We start from the raw sequence: 14,730 nt of genomic DNA, 5'->3' as shown, positions 1-14,730 counted from the left end.
TATTCTTAATCTAGCTCCAGCGCCTAGCCCCTCTGTGGCCCACGATGTGTTGATCCGCCAGCCACAGGACAAGGAAAGCTTCGAAGCGTTTCCTCGCACGACCGAAAGCGGTAGCTTTTGGGAGGACGTGGCGGTTTAGCAGGACAGCGCATTCCGGGGCAGAACAAGGCACTTACGCTTGTTGTTCTCAACGATACATGGTCCACATCCCGATATCCACGAAGCCCAACCGCTTATATATCCGGCCTGCGTCAGGGTTGTCATAAAAGAGGCATAATATCTTTCCTTCATTCATAACGTCTTTGAAAAGTTTCTGCATTACAGCAGTTGCAAGTCCTTTTCGTCGATAATCGATGTGAGTACATACCCCAACGATCATTGCTGACATTGAGTTTTCTGCAGCCGTGGATGTTGAGGCAACCATTTGTCCTTCCTGCTCAAGGTAATAGGTTCTGCCGGTACCTGTTTTGAGGGATTGCAATATGATTTCTCGCGCATTTGGATTTGGATAAAATTCTTCAATCCCAGATCTTAATTCGATGATTCGGTCAACATCTTCAGGATTTGCTTTCTTAATTTCATAGTCTGTATGTCCGAAGTACTCATCAGTATTACACTCAGCGAAATAGGTTACTTGTTTTTTACCAAGTTCAAGCCCGGGTATATTCTCGAATTTTTCAACCAAATCACTCTTTCCAGATAAGAAAATTTTATCAGGGAATGACTTTATTATCTTGGAGAATTCTTTCACGGGTACTGTGCCAGTTTTAGCATAAGGTATGAAAGAGTTGTGGAACCGAAGCAAAACTGCTGATAAATCATGATCTTCTCCAAAAAAACCCCATAGCTCCTGGAAATCAGAATCGTAGCCGAACGCCTCAATATCACCAATTATGAAGAGGTTCAATGCAGCTTCATCTCTTAAAAAGTCCATAACCCTTTCGTTATCACTTGCTTTTAGTTTTCTAATCATACCATTTTCTCCCTTTCAAAGCTTTTAAGTATATTATTTTAAATGTTAGAAAAATACAAGTCTTTTTTTAAAGTCATAAATTTGAATGAATACTACTAGAAATGTATAATTGCACTATGTCTTAAAAGGAAATAGGGGGAAATGGAGTATGTATATCGTTCATTCAACTGTGAACATACCAGAAGGCAAGGTTGATGAAGTGATAGGCATCTATCAAAAAAGATCTAGATTGGTAGATGAGTATGAAGGATTCATTTCCTTTCATTTGCTTCAAAACGAACAAACACCATCAGAATTGACCGTTCAAATCTGCTGGGATACAAAGGAAAATTATATAAAGTACATTACAAGTGACGCATATAAGAAAGTTCATGAACTTGAGAAGAATTATCCAGACCAGGAACTAGCATCAATTCGTCCAAGTGTTGGACGATACATGGTGGTGGCTGAATGAATCATTCATTAATCAATTCAATTATCGAAGAAGTTACCGACGGCATTTATAGGGATTATCCTATCTTGCTCGAAAAATATGGAGAACGCGGAAGGCAAAAGTGCAAAGAGGACAATGAGCATCATATAAAGTATCTCCAAACCGCTGCTAGCATGGATGAGCAAAAATACTTCGTTGATTATGCCCATTGGCTTAATGGAATCCTTACCTCCAGGGGAATGAAAACAGAACATCTAATTGATAATTTTCAAAGATTGATCGGCGCTTTAGAAAAGTCAGATGATGACAAACTTTCCAGAGTATTTATCAACATGCTTGAAAGCGCGATTAATTCGTTATCAGATGATGCAATAATAAATGAATGAGGTGAGGTGACATGGAAAAGGCTATAAAGCTTTCGCAGCTTTTACTCAAAGGCGACCAGGATGCCTCTTGGAAACTGATAGAAGATGAGAGAAAGGCCTCGAAAGACAGTTTGTATATTTATGAAAATCTCATTACACCTGCAATGAGGCATATCGGTCACTTATGGGAAACTAACAAAATCACAGTCGCGGATGAACATTTGGCAACTTCTACTTGTGATTATGTATTGGCACGTTACAATTGGCAAAATGGAAAAGATAAGCAAATATCCCCAATTGGGAAAAAAGCGATGTTTCTTTGTGTTGAAAATGAACAGCATTATCTTGGTTTGAAAATGGCTAGCCAGCTATTTAGTGAATACGGCTGGGAAACTAAATTCCATGGTCCGAACCTTCCGCTGGAATATGTCAAAAAAGCAGCTGAAGAGTGGAAACCGGATGCTATTTGCCTTTCTTTTTCAATCTTATACCATGCAGAACAACTTCGACCTTATATAAAAGAATTAGAAGAGCTTCCAAACCACCCAGTTGTAATTATTGGAGGACGGTTGTTAAGTCAGTATGAATTTAAACGATATGGCTCTGAACGGACACTTTTCCTTAAGGATCTTGAAGACATAATAGATTGGCTTGACAGTCATCACCATGGAGTGAATTCAAATGTCGGATCTTAAATATCTGCCACAGCCATATTTTTTAATAGATCGTGAATTTAATATCCATGATTTTTCTCAAGTAAGCTCAGAAATATTTTATATTAGTAAAAATTTCCTTGATCTAGTGGATTGGGAAAATCATGGCAAAATAAAATATATATTGGGAAATAAGGAAAGCAGGGCAGAAGGGGAATTGACCATGAAGACCAAAGAATCCCCATATGCCCTGTTTGACATTAGTGTAAATTGGAGTGGAAATAGGGGTCATATCATTTGTATTGAAAAGGACCACCGCCTGCTGGAATTAGAAGGTATTGTTGATAAACACCGTAAACGGCTGGCAGACACAAATCTAGAGCTGCTTGAAAAGAAAGAGTTGGTTGAAAAAACTCTTTTCGAGATTAAAAGTCTTTCTTGCCCATTCATAAAGTTAACTAAAAGAACGGCATTGGTGCCTCTTTTTGGGAACCTGGATGTTGAATTGATCGGCCAAAATGAAAAGAGGGTATTGGAAAAATCACAAGAAGGGGACTATCAAGAGGTTCTGTTCGATTTTAATGGTGTCGGAGAATTAACAAACGATGGAGTAGAAGCATTCGTTTCACTTGTTAAGGAACTGCAGTTAATGGGGCTTCAGCCTTGTATTATTGGGATTAAGCCAAATCATGCTTTTTATCTTAATAATTCAAAAACAGTCCCGGATGTACCATTCCTAAATAGTCTCAGCAAAGCATTTAACAAGTCAATATAGAATGAACACTTCGATAAATTATCGGAGTGTTTTTTTATTTAACATCGAGAAATGATGTGAATTCGAGCTTGTTTTATGGGTCTTTTTTTCTATGAAATCTTTTTAAAGCAAGCGGTTTCCCAATATGTTCGGTTCATGGATTTACCAGTTCTTCTTTGCATTTTTGTAATCGCATACCGTACTAAATTTAAAGGTATATAAGGAAGTAAAACATTGATCAGAAATTAACTATCATGTCGGTAACATGTTTTTAAATTGGAAATATAAATGGTAATCCGCTTCCAAATATGCGCCGAAACTGTGTTTTTGTATTTCATTTTTCCCAAACAGAAAGGCTCAGTTAAGAGTTGATATTGGCTGAAAATTTAAAATATACTTATTTCTGCAGCCGGCAAGCTGTAAAATTTTCAAAGGTGAGAGGAGCAAAAGAATGAAGAAGAAGAGAATTCTCGGATCCGCTGTACTTAGTTTAGCAATGGGTGTTTCGTTGTTTGCGACAGGGGCTTTTGGAGCAGGAGTGCAAGAAAGCCAGGATACTTATCGAGTTTTAATTAAGGGTCCGAGTGCAGAAAAAGCGAAAGTGAAAGAACAATATGGCAAGCGATGGGATTTTGGCAATCAAGGATTTACAGCAGAAGTAAACGGCAAGCAATATCAGGCATTGTTAAAGAACAAAAATATTGAAGTCTCTCAGGTTGGTATCCACACAATTGACGCTCGTGTTGAAGGGAGTGGCAATGGTAAAGGAAAAGGTGATTACACCGCTCAGGCATCTTATCCATCTGACCAGACTCCTTGGGGAATTCAAGCGATCTATAATGATAACTACATTCAATCTACTAGCGGTGGGAATGGAATTAAGGTTGCTGTTCTTGACACAGGCATCAACCGAAACCACATTGATTTGACTGACAATGTTGAACAGTGTAAGGATTTCACCCAATCATATTCTTCATTGGTCAATGGATCATGTACTGACCGTCAAGGCCACGGCACACATGTTGCTGGAACAGCTGTTGCCAATGGTGGATATGATGGAGCAGGAGTGTATGGCGTCGCACCTGAAGCAGAACTTTGGGGCTACAAAGTATTAGGCGATAATGGTTCAGGATATTCAGATGATATCGCAGGTGCAATCCGTCATGCTGCAGACGAAGGTGTACGTACAGGAACTAAAGTCGTTATCTCAATGTCATTAGGTTCAAGCGGTAAGGATTCAATGATTGCAAGTGCAGTTGACTATGCATACAGCCGAGGAGCTTTAGTTGTAGCGGCAGCAGGTAACAGTGGACCAAGCGCCAATACGATTGGATATCCTGGAGCCTTAACTAATGCGATCGCGGTAGCGTCGCTGGATAATGCATTCGTAAATGGAACACATAAAGTATCTGACTTTTCTTCTCGTGGTAACCCATATACTGACGGCGACTACTACATCCAGGAAAAGGATGTTGAAGTTGCAGCACCAGGCGGCGGTATCTATTCAACAGCTGTAGATGGTAACTATGCAACAATGAGCGGTACATCAATGGCAACGCCGCACATTTCTGGTCTTGCCGCCAAGCTATGGTCTGCGAATAAGTCTTGGAGTAACTCTCAGCTTCGTTCTGAAATCCAAAGACGCGCGAAGCTTTATGACATCAAAGGTGGAACAGGAGCTGCAACTGGAGATGATTATGCATCTGGTTTTGGTTTCCCACGCGTAAGATAATGTAAGATGACAACTTTGCCAGCCATCCGGGTTGATCGATCCGGGTGGCTTTATTTAATAAATTGTTGTATTATATGAAGAAATAATTTATAAAATATAGAATTTTTAAAAAATAGTACTTTCGGACTGTTTAAAACGTCTGAAAAGATGGTAGATTAAAAGTAAACGGAAGGTGAACGTATGCAGTTTGGACCACTCATTAAATTTTATAGGATCCAACAAGGTTTGACACAAAAGGAACTGGCTAATGGCATATGTTCAGTTCCCCATTTAAGCAAAATCGAAAGCAATTCGAAGGAAGCCAATGAAGAAACAATGGGCCTATTGCTTGAGAGACTTGGTGTCAACCTTTCATCCATTACGGAAAATGAAGGACAGATTAAGCAGCTTATAGTTGAACTTAATGAAAAAATTGATTATATCCAAGATGAAGAAGCAGATACAGCAATGGAAATGCTTAAGGAATTTGAAGGAATTATTCCTTTCACTTCAAATCTACATACATATGAACTTACCAAATTCAGGTATTTAATATTCAAACATAGATTTACCGAAGCCCAAGAACAATATGAATTATTAAAGAAACAAAAGAAAATATTTTCCCAACCTCAAATGGCTTTATTTTCCTATCTGCATGCTGTAATGTTATTAAAGAAGAGAATATATAAGAAAGCAGATGAGATTTTAGATACCATTGGCAGGGGATCAAAGTTCGACATACCTGATGGAGAATTACTATATCATCGTGCTTTGGCTAAAACTTCTCCGGAAGATTTAGGTTATGCCATTTATTATGGGAAGATGGCACTGCAAGAATTTATGGAACAACACAATTTTAAAAGAATCCTACATGTGTTGATGTTGCTTGGTATCAACTACACTAATTCTAAGATCTATGAAGAAGCCCAGGATTGCTATAAAAATCTCATCAGAAACGCAGAGATTCTACAGGAAAAGAAATTATTACCTGAAATATATCACAATATGGGATACCTTCAAAAAAAGCTTAGGAACTATCGAGAGGCCATTTTCTTTTTTGAGAAAAGCTTATCTTTACAAAGAAAAGGAACACAACACTATCTAATTACTCTATATTCTATTGGAGAAATCCAATATGAGCTGCAAAATGAAGAAAAAGCTAGGGAAGCCTTTGAGGAAGTATTCAAATTATCTAAGGATTCGGAAAACCGAAAGTATAGAATGTTAGCAAATTATTATTTAATGACTTTGGATGCTCCAGAAAAATCGTTCGACTACTCAGAAACCAAGGTAATACCATTTCTTGAAGAAAGCGATGGTAAAAGTGAAGAATTAATTTGGTTTTACAAAATGCTATCAAATCACTATCGACAGATGGGAAGATTTGATCAAGCAGTAAAATATATAGAAAAAATCAATTAAGGAGGAAATTCATATGAAAAAGATGTTAACTGCATTAATGACAAGTGCTATAGCACTAGGTGTATTAGTTGCGGGCATGCCGCCAATTTTACCTCCAGCATGAGTAGCTACCAAAAAGGCCTTATAGGCCTTTTTGTTTTTTAAGGGTAAAATTAAGATGGATAGAACTTTATATGATTCCATATAAAGTGATTCTTGTGTCTTCGAGTTTTCTTTTGTAAAACGTCTTAAAGTATTGATTTCAAATCATTAACAACTTGGGAAAATTTTCACTGCGTTAAATTACCCCCAGAACCCTCATACAATATACGAACTATTTTCACGAAGCCAGACATACATTCTGTCTAGCTGAAATAAATGAGGAGGTTCGGTATGGGAACAATTAGCATGGATATTGACGAGCTGTTGGATGAGACAACGGAGATAGCTGAAACTGATCTAAGTTTTACACTGAACCAAATTGAAATTGATCGTTTACTTGAAAATACACGCCATTGGTAAAAGATATTAATCCGTTCCAGAATTCACTGGGACGGATTTTTTATGGTTAAGGAATTTATAAAGTTATCAAGGTGTGGCTAAATACATTAAGTTTTCTTAATCCAGCTCCAGCGCCTAGCCCCTCGAGTCGCTTCGGTCCACACAATGAAGTCAAAGAACGACTTCACTGGTCGGCCCTCCACCGCTTGTCGGGGCTGAACGAGGCGCTTGCGCTTTTTGTTCTTTTATTGGATGTATCAGAACGTATGTACTATAATTATAATGAGAATATATTTTATGGGCCAGGTGATTGGATGAAGAATCAAATCAAGATACCGGTAAGAACTTTGGCTGAGTACGTACATAGAAGTGGGAGTATCGTATCTGGGTTCAGGACTGCTTCATCTTTTACTGAAGGCTCACGAATCCATCGTGAAGTTCAAAATACATATAACGAACATGATCAAAGTGAAGTTTTTTTAAAGACAGAAATAGAGTATGAAACACTTTATTATATTCTTGAAGGACGATGTGACGGAGTTCTTTTAAATGCCGGTCGTATTATCATCGATGAAATCAAGTCAACCTCTTTAAGTCTTGACGTGATTAATGAGGACAGCAATCTTGCACACTGGGCACAGGCTGAATGCTATGGCTATATGTACATGCAGGAACATGAACTAGATTGTATCGATATCCAGCTTACTTATGTACAGAAATCCTCCGGTGAAAAGAAAAGATTCATAAGAACCCGGACAATTAGTGAGCTAAAGGAAGCCATATTGAACATGGTTTCTGTATTTGCTCCTTATGCTAAATTGCGTTTATTGCATGAATTGAAAAGGAACCAGAGTATAAAAGATCTGGATTTCCCATTTGCTCAATACCGCAAGGGACAGCGACAGCTTGCTGGTTCGGTGTATAAAACAATCCAGGAAGAAAAGACTATTTTCGCTAGTGCTCCTACAGGCATCGGTAAGACAATATCCACAATCTTTCCGTCTGTCAAAGCAATTGGCGAAAACCACCTGAAAAAGCTTTTTTATTTGACTGCCAAAACAACGACAAGACAAACAGCAGAGGAAGCTTTCAGTCAACTGTCTGCCAAAGGCCTTCATATGAATGTAGTAACAATAACGGCAAAGGACAAGGTCTGCTTTACTGAACAAGGGATATGCAACAAGGAGCATTGTGAGTTTGCGGATGGCTATTATGACAGAATAAACGAAGCGATACTCGATATTCTACATAATGAAAACTCTTTAGACAGGCTTTGTATTGAAAAATACGCTCTCAAACATAGGGTTTGCCCTTTTGAATTTTCTCTGGATCTTGCATATGCAGCTGATACAGTCATTTGCGATTATAATTATATATTTGATCCAAAAGTATCTTTAAAGCGTTTATTTGATGATCATAAAAAGGAAACTGTGCTTCTTGTTGACGAGGCCCACAACCTGGTTGACAGGGGGAGGGATATGTTTTCCTCCACTTTGGAAAAGGCGCCATTTTTGCAGCTTAAAAGAGAGTATAAAGGGAGAAATAAGGATTTACATGATATTTCCAAGCAGCTTAACGACTTTTTTATCAAAATCAGGAAACAGGCTGAACCGTCAAAAACGGTTGAGTTCAAGGAACCACTTGCGGAGATAAATCAGTTAGTGCTGGAATTTATTGACCATGCCGAAAAAGAATTGCTAAGAGAGAGTCCAGGGAATTCTGAGCTTTTGCTTGAAACCTATTTCGCTGCGCAGAACTGGCAAAGAATCAGCAAGCTATTTGACGAAAGGTTCATATTATATGCAGAGGTTCAAAGGAATGAAGTTAAATTAAAGCAATTTTGCCTTGATCCCTCATATCTAATAAAACAAGCAGGCAAAACATTTAAGTCCCGTGTCTACTTTTCGGCGACTTTGAGTCCAATAGGTTATTACATGGATATGTTGGGTGGAGACGAAAATGATTATGTTCTCCGTATTCCTTCCCCGTTTTCAAGTGAACAATCCAATGTAATGATTCAGTCCCTATCGACAAGATACAAAGATAGAGAAAACTCAATTAAGCCAATAGTTAAAACATTGTCTGAGACAATTCAGAGTAATCCAGGCAACTATTTAATCTTCTTTCCATCCTACCAATATCTTAATTCGATATTGGAAGAATGGAATCTTGGCAATCACGGCATTCCTACAATTGTACAGGGTATAGGAATGGCAGATGCCGAACGTGAAGCGTTTCTGGAATCCTTTAAAGCAGATGGATCAGGTTCATTAGTAGGATTTGCCGTCCTGGGAGGTATTTTTTCAGAAGGAGTGGATTTAAAGGGTGACCGACTGAATGGAGTAATTGTCGTGGGTGTTGGTCTGCCCCAGATAGGTTTTGAACGGGATTTAATCAAGCAGCATTTTTCCTCTACGGGAAAAAATGGCTATGATTACGCCTATGTTTATCCAGGCATGAACAAAGTGCTACAGGCTGGCGGGAGACTCATACGGTCAGAAAAAGATACCGGCACGATTTTATTAATAGATGATCGATATTTACAGTTCAAATATCAGTCTCTTCTGCCCGATGTATGGAAAAGCTTTACGATTATTTAGGGTTACATCCTGCTTCTTGCGGGATGTTTTTTTATATTAAAAAAATTCATATTTTCAAAGGAAAGTAAAGCCAAACAGGCGAAACTTCCGTCTAATGATTAAGAAAGAGAACAAGGGGGTGCACCTGTTGTTGAAATTGATAAAAAAAGCACAGAAGGGTAATGATAGAGCCTTTCTGGAGCTTTTCCAGGAATATGAGCAAGATCTATACAGAATGGCATTTATATATGTGAAAAACCAGAATGACGCCTTGGATGTAGTTCAGGAAACAGCCTACAAGTCATTCAAGTCCATTAAGGAACTGAAAGAACCCAAATACTTTAAAACATGGCTGATGAGAATTGCCATCAGCTGTTCTCTCGACATTCTTAGAAAGAGGAAGAATGTTGTGACGCTAAAGCCTGATATTGATGAGTATCTTTCCGGAGTCCACAATGAAGATCTGACATCAGAAATCACATTAAAAGGAATGATCGATGAATTGCAGGAGGATGAAAAAAGTGTGATCCTGCTTAGATTTTATCAAGGAATGACATTAAAAGAGATTTCGGAAACACTAAATATCCCATTAGGTACAGCAAAGACAATATTGTACCGCGGGTTGGCAAAGCTTCGAGAAGATTTGAAGGGAGATGAGGCATATGAGCAATAAAATTCATACAGAAATGAACAAAATTGATATACCAAGAGAATTAAGCAAACGGAGCAAGGCAGGGGTTCAAAAGGCAAAAGCTGAGATGGGGGAAAGCAACAGAAAGAAATGGTTTGCCTTCGCTGCCCCAGGTCTTGTTGCAATGATAGCTTTGGGAATCGCCGGTCCGGGATTGATTTCTGATCAACCTCCTAAAAATCCTGTCATCCAAAGGATTCAAACAAGTTATGCCTTTGATGTGACAGACACTAAAAGGCTCGTCGGCTGGGCTGATCATGTTTTCATTGGAAAGGTAGTTGAGATGTCAGGATCTTCAGATGAATATGGATTGCTTGAAACACAGTTCAAAGTGGAAGTAGCAGAGAACATTAAGGGTGAATTGCAAGGTAAGGTTACAGTCAACCAGCAAGGGGGTTATGAAGGAAAAAACCTGATACTGGCGGAAAATGACCAGCTGCTCAAAGAAGGAGAAAGCTACTTATTTATATCCAGGATGAATGAGGAGCAAAACTGGCATACAGTTGTTCCGGTTTACGGAGACATAATGATCGAAAGTGATGCACATAAAGAAGAAATGCTGAACAAATACAAAAAAGCATATCAGGAAGAAATTCCATTTGAGTAAGTTTAAAAGACCAAGATTATTGGTCTTTTATCGTTCTTGAAAAAAATCATTAATCTTTCTCTTCATTTTTTCTTTATTATTATTAAATTGATGAAGGCGATGGCCATTCGCACCTGAAGGGTGTGGGAACCCGGACAAGACATTATTTTCGTTGATTATGCCTGCTCGCGTATAATCGGCTATGATTTCCTCGACGCCTTTACCAAGCGGGACAATCAATGAATTTTGAAGTACGGCAGCCTGTGGCATAAAGTATTCTGCCAGAAAAGAAGTCAATAATTTATTCTTCATGATTTTCGGGCTGTGTCCAGTGTAGTTCTTGCCATTGATAAAGACAGCATAAGGGATGAGAGAAGTAGTATGAAGCAGGTAATCTTTAACGTTAAAAAGCTCCTCGCAGCATTCCAAATTCAACACGTTGTTCAGATCTAAATCATTGAGCAATTGAATGATGTTTCTGCGAAGTACCCCAAAAAACCTTGACTCACGCTTACAAATATAAGATACCTCATCAAGTGAAAGGTTTTCCTCTAAACATTGTCGGGCAACCGCAATCGATTTACTCATTTGTTGAAAACCGGGTGTAATTCCTATTATGAACACTCTGGCCTTTTTATTGACATATTCGTTATGTGTGCAATAGTAAATTTCAATGTTATTTTCCTTGGCCATCATAAAATCCGAAGTTAATAATTCGCCTCGACTATAACTTTCTTTTAAAGGGAGATTTGCAATTTTCTTGTAGTATTTCTCCAGCTGGTTCATGCTTATCCCCCATTACATTAAAAGTTGCTAATTTCAGTTATGACCTTTTTAAGGACATCAATCGAATCAACTGGCCGATCTGCATAGTTGAGACTGTGTTCTGTTCCAGGCAGTAAAAGTGTCTTCATATTTTCCTTTTCATTAAGTTTCTCAAATTTATCAGATATAAAACATGGATCTTCATCACCAATGATGCAAAGACCATTTTGTGACGATGAAAGCATCTTATCCATAACATAATCCAATTGAAGAAGCGGAGTAAGCCAGATAACCTTTGCGTTTTCTAATGAAATCCGGTCTACTATTGAAGATAGCGCGATGGTTCCCAGTGATTTTCCGATTAAAGTATAAGTTTCGTATGGCTGGTCGATAAGATTTTGGTCAAGTACTGAATTTACGTCTTGCGTGATTTGCTTGATTTCTTCTTCCAAGGTTAACGATTCTGATTGAACAGTATTGTAATCGTAGTTAACATGAAGAACATCATAACCTTTATTTAAAAAGACTCCAGTAGAATAATGAAATAATGGTCCCTGGACAGTATATCCTCTTCCAGGCAGCATGACAGCTAGGGAACTTGCTTGCTTATTCTGTTTGATAAGCTGAAATGGTACTCGCAAATTCTTGTAGCCGGCGACAGAATCTTTGGTAAACGTATACATTTACATGTCTCCTTAAAAGTTTTCTCTATTATACATGAATTTTCAGAATATGGAATTAAAAAATATATTGACTCTGACACTGCGTCATAGTTTACGATCTAAATGTGGAGGTGATCGAGATATGTACAAAGTAAAAGAAGTTGCGGAAACGACAGGAGTAAGTGTGCGTACTTTGCATCATTATGATCGTATTGGTTTACTCAAACCTGAAGAGGTGTCCTCTGCTGGGTACAGACTTTATTCAGATAAAAATCTTGAGCGCCTTCAGCAAATTTTAGTTTTCAAGGAAATGGATTTTTCTCTTCATGAAATCAAAGACATTATTGATCGGCCAGAGTTCAACCGTAACGAAAATCTCAGAAAGCATAAAGAATTGCTTTTAGCAAAAAAAAAGCGTCTTGAAGAGATCATCCGGACAGTGGAAATGACAATTGATTCAATAGAAGGAGGTTATCAAATGGAGAATAAAGATATGTTCAAAGGGTTTGATATGAAGGAAATCGAAGAACATCAGAAGAAATATAGCGAGGAAGCGAAGGAGCGATACGGAAAGGAGCCTGTCGAAAAAGTAGAAAAGAGGACCGCTGGGTATTCTTCTGAAGATTGGGGAGAAATCAAGAATAAGACAGATGAAATTTATAACCGGATCATTGCCGGAATGGACCAAGGTCCTGAAGACCCGGGAGTACAGCGGGCAGTAGCGGATTGGAGACAGTTTATCACTGATCATTATTATGATTGCACACTGGATATATACCGTGGTCTAGGGGATTTATATGTGGATGATCCACGGTTCACGAAAAATATAGACAAATACGAACAAGGACTAGCGGCTTTCTTTAAAGAAGCAATTCATTACTATTGCGATCAGCAAGAAAAGTAAATCGATTTATAAAGCTCGGAAGCAGCCAATTGATATTGGCTGTTTATTTGTTTCTGATTGAAACAAATCTTTAATTCCTACGTATAAAGATAAAGCGTTACAGTTCTTTTGTCTGCTTAGATGTTTAAAGATTCCATAAAAGTGAATGAGGGTATTACTAGTATGAAGGAGGTTTTTTATGAAAAAGTTTTTCAAAAGAATTAGGCTTATATTTAAAGTAAAAAGATTTTTCCCTTTTTTAATAGAGTTCTTTACTTCTAAAATGGTCCCAGTAAAGCAAAAATTAATTTCAGTTGGTTTGATTATCGGCTATTTTCTGCTGCCGTTCGATATCATCCCCGACTTCTTAACCCTGATAGGGATCGTAGATGATGTAGGTGTGCTGCTTATCATTTTCCAACAAATAATAAAGATGGCTCCCCCTGAGTTAAAGGAAAAACACAGACTAGATTAAAAACAGATAGATAAAACCGATATTACATGGGTTGATTTAACAACCACTTTAAATTTCTTAAACGGGAAGATCTTTGATATAATTCAAAAGCACAACTACCTTGCACATTTCTTACAGACTAAGTAGTGCATTTCCAGATGGGGGGAGCTCAATGCACAAGAATCAAGACTTATATTTATATTTAAAAGAAAACACCCGTAATTTAACAGAAGAATGGTATCAAAATATTGATAAAACTAAAACAGCAGGTGTTTATGCTTCAAATGAACCTGATGTCATAAAAACTTTAAAAGAGCAAAACCATGATTTTCATTTGCACTTTATTGAATTATTTAAAAAAGGGGAAGAAGAATTTTTCCAGGACTTTGAACCGTGGATTATCGAAATTGCCAGTGATATTGAACATATTAATACGCCTATCCATTATGTTATCAGGGAATTTAAGAACGTCAGGAATCAGTATTTTGACTATGTCCGAAAATTTGCGGAGGTACATCCAGAGATAACGAGAAAAGAAGTGGATGACTGGTATGACGTCATCCTTAAAGAAATGGATGAAGTCATTTTAAGATTTGTTGAAGCTACATATAAATACTCACAAACCGTTTTGAAAGCCCAGCAGGAGACAATCAACGAATTAAGTGCACCTGTCATCTCTTTGAGCAACCAACAAGGCTTGCTGCCTCTTATTGGAGATATTGATACATCCAGGGCAAAAATGATCCTTGAAAACACTCTGAAACAATGCAGTCAAAGGGGAATACACCATTTGTTTGTCGATCTATCCGGTGTGGCGATGATAGACACAATGGTTGCACACAAGATATTCCAGCTGTTGGATGCATTGAAACTTATAGGCGTGAAGACAACTCTATCTGGAATCAGGCCAGAAATTGCCCAAACAGCCGTACAGCTCGGACTTTCTTTTAATGAAACAGAAGTTCGAACAAACCTGGCCCAGGCTCTTGAGGAGAAATAAAAAAGGCTTTCCTGTGGAAAGCCTTTTATTCTTGTTGTTTTTTAGTAATTTAATAATTATTTAGTTGTGTATAACTAAATGTAGTTTTCTTAATCCAGCTCCAGCGCCTAGCCCCTCGAGTCGCTTGTCTAGTGTCGCCTCCTAGAAACTCCGAAACTTCAACTCCGCCGGCAGAAGCAAAAAGCGCTTCTTTGTCGGAGTCTCCAGTTCCTGTGTTTCTGAACAGTCGGCTATACTTTTCTATTTCGGTCCGCCCAATGAAGTCAAAGAACGACTTCACCGGTCGGCCCTCCGAGGCACAGGACGTGCTAGACCCGCC

At 38.2% G+C, this 14,730-nt stretch carries 17 protein-coding genes; 13 read left to right on the top strand and 4 right to left on the bottom strand.

Going from position 1 to position 14,730, the window contains the following annotated elements:
* Window positions 1-187: 187 nt before the first annotated feature.
* Window positions 188-973, bottom strand: coding sequence for a GNAT family N-acetyltransferase (locus CD004_RS12375; RefSeq protein WP_102263048.1), 786 nt, complete (start codon window positions 971-973; stop codon window positions 188-190).
* Window positions 974-1,121: 148 nt separating this feature from the next.
* Here CD004_RS12375 and CD004_RS12370 point away from each other — a divergent pair, with 148 nt between their 5' ends.
* The 10 genes from CD004_RS12370 to CD004_RS12330 all read left to right on the top strand — a co-directional run bounded on the left by CD004_RS12370 (window position 1,122) and on the right by CD004_RS12330 (window position 10,668).
* Window positions 1,122-1,427, top strand: coding sequence for an antibiotic biosynthesis monooxygenase family protein (locus CD004_RS12370; protein WP_102263047.1), 306 nt, complete (start codon window positions 1,122-1,124; stop codon window positions 1,425-1,427).
* A complete protein-coding gene (locus CD004_RS12365; protein WP_102263046.1) occupies window positions 1,424-1,792 on the top strand; it encodes a hypothetical protein in 369 nt (122 codons plus the stop codon). The genes CD004_RS12370 and CD004_RS12365 overlap by 4 nt, the downstream gene beginning before the upstream one ends.
* 11 nt (window positions 1,793-1,803) lie before the next feature.
* Entirely contained in the window at window positions 1,804-2,466 is a 663-nt protein-coding gene (locus tag CD004_RS12360) for a cobalamin B12-binding domain-containing protein (RefSeq protein ID WP_102263045.1), read from the top strand.
* The gene (locus tag CD004_RS12355; protein ID WP_102263044.1) at window positions 2,453-3,199 is read left to right on the top strand and encodes an STAS domain-containing protein; all 747 of its coding nucleotides are present in this window, start codon (window positions 2,453-2,455) and stop codon (window positions 3,197-3,199) included. Before CD004_RS12360 ends, CD004_RS12355 begins: the two co-directional genes overlap by 14 nt.
* A 430-nt stretch (window positions 3,200-3,629) precedes the next feature.
* A complete protein-coding gene (locus CD004_RS12350; protein ID WP_102263043.1) occupies window positions 3,630-4,910 on the top strand; it encodes a S8 family peptidase in 1,281 nt (426 codons plus the stop codon).
* A 180-nt stretch (window positions 4,911-5,090) separates the two neighbouring features.
* Window positions 5,091-6,311: a tetratricopeptide repeat protein gene (locus CD004_RS12345; protein WP_102263042.1), complete on the top strand. Its 1,221-nt coding sequence runs from the start codon at window positions 5,091-5,093 to the stop codon at window positions 6,309-6,311.
* Between the two features lie 372 nt (window positions 6,312-6,683).
* Window positions 6,684-6,812: a hypothetical protein gene (locus CD004_RS24450; RefSeq protein ID WP_264190894.1), complete on the top strand. Its 129-nt coding sequence runs from the start codon at window positions 6,684-6,686 to the stop codon at window positions 6,810-6,812.
* Window positions 6,813-7,105: 293 nt separating this feature from the next.
* Window positions 7,106-9,391, top strand: a complete 2,286-nt coding sequence (locus tag CD004_RS12340) for an ATP-dependent DNA helicase (protein WP_102265091.1) — start codon at window positions 7,106-7,108, stop codon at window positions 9,389-9,391.
* A gap of 127 nt (window positions 9,392-9,518) precedes the next feature.
* Window positions 9,519-10,043, top strand: a complete 525-nt coding sequence (locus CD004_RS12335) for a sigma-70 family RNA polymerase sigma factor (protein WP_233434860.1) — start codon at window positions 9,519-9,521, stop codon at window positions 10,041-10,043.
* Entirely contained in the window at window positions 10,033-10,668 is a 636-nt protein-coding gene (locus CD004_RS12330; protein ID WP_102263040.1) for a hypothetical protein, read from the top strand. Before CD004_RS12335 ends, CD004_RS12330 begins: the two co-directional genes overlap by 11 nt.
* Before the next feature lie 27 nt (window positions 10,669-10,695).
* Here the strand turns inward: CD004_RS12330 and CD004_RS12325 are convergent, their stop codons facing one another.
* Both CD004_RS12325 and CD004_RS12320 read right to left on the bottom strand, forming a co-directional pair.
* Window positions 10,696-11,433 carry a uracil-DNA glycosylase family protein gene (locus tag CD004_RS12325; protein WP_102263039.1) on the bottom strand — a complete coding sequence of 246 codons (738 nt, stop codon included), beginning with the start codon at window positions 11,431-11,433 and terminating at the stop codon, window positions 10,696-10,698.
* A gap of 17 nt (window positions 11,434-11,450) precedes the next feature.
* Complete coding sequence (locus tag CD004_RS12320) at window positions 11,451-12,095, bottom strand: alpha/beta hydrolase (protein WP_102263038.1); 645 nt, start codon at window positions 12,093-12,095, stop codon at window positions 11,451-11,453.
* Window positions 12,096-12,216: 121 nt separating this feature from the next.
* Between CD004_RS12320 and CD004_RS12315 the strand changes: the two genes are divergently transcribed.
* From CD004_RS12315 to CD004_RS12305, 3 genes are all read left to right on the top strand, one after another.
* Window positions 12,217-12,978 (top strand): MerR family transcriptional regulator, encoded by a 762-nt coding sequence (locus CD004_RS12315; protein WP_102263037.1) that lies wholly within the window; start codon window positions 12,217-12,219, stop codon window positions 12,976-12,978.
* Window positions 12,979-13,156: 178 nt separating this feature from the next.
* Window positions 13,157-13,432 (top strand): YkvA family protein, encoded by a 276-nt coding sequence (locus CD004_RS12310; RefSeq protein ID WP_102263036.1) that lies wholly within the window; start codon window positions 13,157-13,159, stop codon window positions 13,430-13,432.
* Window positions 13,433-13,583: 151 nt separating this feature from the next.
* Window positions 13,584-14,411 carry an STAS domain-containing protein gene (locus CD004_RS12305; protein WP_102263035.1) on the top strand — a complete coding sequence of 276 codons (828 nt, stop codon included), beginning with the start codon at window positions 13,584-13,586 and terminating at the stop codon, window positions 14,409-14,411.
* A 49-nt stretch (window positions 14,412-14,460) separates the two neighbouring features.
* Here the strand turns inward: CD004_RS12305 and CD004_RS12300 are convergent, their stop codons facing one another.
* A complete protein-coding gene (locus tag CD004_RS12300; protein WP_102263034.1) occupies window positions 14,461-14,691 on the bottom strand; it encodes a hypothetical protein in 231 nt (76 codons plus the stop codon).
* Window positions 14,692-14,730: the final 39 nt, after the last annotated feature.

Origin of the sequence: Mesobacillus jeotgali, from assembly GCF_002874535.1 — a bacterium.
Taxonomy (GTDB): Bacteria; Bacillota; Bacilli; order Bacillales; family Cytobacillaceae; genus Mesobacillus; species Mesobacillus jeotgali.
This window is presented reverse-complemented; position numbering and strand designations above follow the sequence as displayed.

What these genes read in the sequence shown, in the direction of transcription:
- CD004_RS12375 (WP_102263048.1), bottom strand. Translation starts at nt 973, where the DNA reads ATGATTAGAAAACTAAAAGCAAGTGATAACGAAAGGGTTATGGACTTT.
- CD004_RS12370 (WP_102263047.1), top strand. Translation starts at nt 1,122, where the DNA reads ATGTATATCGTTCATTCAACTGTGAACATACCAGAAGGCAAGGTTGAT.
- CD004_RS12365 (WP_102263046.1), top strand. Translation starts at nt 1,424, where the DNA reads ATGAATCATTCATTAATCAATTCAATTATCGAAGAAGTTACCGACGGC.
- CD004_RS12360 (WP_102263045.1), top strand. Translation starts at nt 1,804, where the DNA reads ATGGAAAAGGCTATAAAGCTTTCGCAGCTTTTACTCAAAGGCGACCAG.
- CD004_RS12355 (WP_102263044.1), top strand. Translation starts at nt 2,453, where the DNA reads ATGTCGGATCTTAAATATCTGCCACAGCCATATTTTTTAATAGATCGT.
- CD004_RS12350 (WP_102263043.1), top strand. Translation starts at nt 3,630, where the DNA reads ATGAAGAAGAAGAGAATTCTCGGATCCGCTGTACTTAGTTTAGCAATG.
- CD004_RS12345 (WP_102263042.1), top strand. Translation starts at nt 5,091, where the DNA reads ATGCAGTTTGGACCACTCATTAAATTTTATAGGATCCAACAAGGTTTG.
- CD004_RS24450 (WP_264190894.1), top strand. Translation starts at nt 6,684, where the DNA reads ATGGGAACAATTAGCATGGATATTGACGAGCTGTTGGATGAGACAACG.
- CD004_RS12340 (WP_102265091.1), top strand. Translation starts at nt 7,106, where the DNA reads ATGAAGAATCAAATCAAGATACCGGTAAGAACTTTGGCTGAGTACGTA.
- CD004_RS12330 (WP_102263040.1), top strand. Translation starts at nt 10,033, where the DNA reads ATGAGCAATAAAATTCATACAGAAATGAACAAAATTGATATACCAAGA.
- CD004_RS12325 (WP_102263039.1), bottom strand. Translation starts at nt 11,433, where the DNA reads ATGAACCAGCTGGAGAAATACTACAAGAAAATTGCAAATCTCCCTTTA.
- CD004_RS12320 (WP_102263038.1), bottom strand. Translation starts at nt 12,095, where the DNA reads ATGTATACGTTTACCAAAGATTCTGTCGCCGGCTACAAGAATTTGCGA.
- CD004_RS12315 (WP_102263037.1), top strand. Translation starts at nt 12,217, where the DNA reads ATGTACAAAGTAAAAGAAGTTGCGGAAACGACAGGAGTAAGTGTGCGT.
- CD004_RS12310 (WP_102263036.1), top strand. Translation starts at nt 13,157, where the DNA reads ATGAAAAAGTTTTTCAAAAGAATTAGGCTTATATTTAAAGTAAAAAGA.
- CD004_RS12305 (WP_102263035.1), top strand. Translation starts at nt 13,584, where the DNA reads ATGCACAAGAATCAAGACTTATATTTATATTTAAAAGAAAACACCCGT.